The organism is Brachybacterium sp. HMSC06H03 (genome assembly GCF_001807385.1).
Lineage (GTDB): Bacteria > Actinomycetota > Actinomycetes > Actinomycetales > Dermabacteraceae > Brachybacterium > Brachybacterium conglomeratum.
Genome location: NZ_KV788822.1, coordinates 1 through 1,130, shown reverse-complemented (window position 1 = coordinate 1,130; position 1,130 = coordinate 1). Strand labels below are relative to the sequence as shown.

Annotated in this window: 2 protein-coding genes; both read right to left on the bottom strand. The window is 77.0% G+C overall.

Annotation, left to right across the window (positions count from 1 at the left end):
- Window positions 1–95: 95 nt before the first annotated feature.
- Entirely contained in the window at window positions 96–809 is a 714-nt protein-coding gene (locus HMPREF3159_RS10045) for an ABC transporter ATP-binding protein (protein WP_070500907.1), read from the bottom strand.
- Window positions 806–1,036 (bottom strand): hypothetical protein, encoded by a 231-nt coding sequence (locus tag HMPREF3159_RS10040; protein WP_070500906.1) that lies wholly within the window; start codon window positions 1,034–1,036, stop codon window positions 806–808. The genes HMPREF3159_RS10045 and HMPREF3159_RS10040 overlap by 4 nt, the downstream gene beginning before the upstream one ends.
- Between the last annotated feature and the right edge of the window lie 94 nt (window positions 1,037–1,130).

Genomic DNA, 1,130 nt, shown 5'->3' with positions numbered 1-1,130 from the left:
GAGGCCGGACAGCGCGAGCGCTCCTCCTCCGCCGAGGACGGCGCGTCGGCTCGGACCCCGCGCGCCCGACGGCGTGCGCGAGGAGCGGCGAGGGGTCACGCGTCCGCCTCGGCGATGGCCCCGCGCCGGTAGTGGGCGAGCACCTCCTCGCGGGTGGTGCCATCCTCCCGCGGGGTCCAGTCGGCGGTGATCCCGCGAGGCCCGTCGAGGTAGACGATGCGGTCGGCGACCACGAGCGCCTCGTCGACGTCGTGGGTGACCAGCACCGCCGAGATCCGCACGCGGGTGAGCACGTCGCGCAGCCAGGTCTGCAGGTCGGCGCGGATCCCGGGGTCCAGGGCGGAGAAGGGCTCGTCGAGCAGGACCACGGAGGGGTCCACGGCGAGCGCCCGGCCGAGGGCGACGCGCTGGGCCTGCCCTCCGGAGAGCTCGGACGGCAGTGCGCCTGCGAGCTCGGCGATGCCGAGGTCGGCCATCAGCTCGGGGACCCGTTCGGCGCGGAAGCGGCCGGCGTTGGCGGAGTAGCGGCCGCCGAGGGCGATGTTCTCGGCGACGGTGAGCCAGGGGAAGAGGTCCGGGGACTGCGGGACGAGCGCCGGCAGGCGCGGATCCGCGCCGCGGTCGATGCGCCCGGCCTGCGGCTGGTCGAGGTCGGCCAGCAGCCGCACCAGGGTCGACTTCCCCGCGCCGGAGGCGCCGAGCACGCACAGGGTCTCGTGCTCGGCGACCTCGAGGTCCAGGTCCTGCAGCACGGGGCCGGCGCCGCCGGGATAGCGGTGGGTGACCCCGTGGAGCGCGAGGCTGCTCATGCGCGCCCGTCCGTCGGGACCGGGACGCCGGCGCGGGCCAGCAGATGGCGCAGGTGCGTCTCGGTCGGGGACTGGACGGGCAGGAACGCCGCCTCGCGGGCGCGGCGCGAGGTGTCGGAGGCGAGCGCGTAGCCGCGACCGCCGACGATCTTCTGCTCGAGCCGGGTGGCGCGCCCGGTGAGCAGCGCGGCCTCGAGCCGCACCCGCACCAGCTCGGCCGGCCGCACGGCGACCGACGGCGCGGCACCCGCCGCAGATGCACCCGACGGAGACGCACCCGACGGGGGCGCACCCGCCTCAGACGCCCCCGACGAAGGCGCA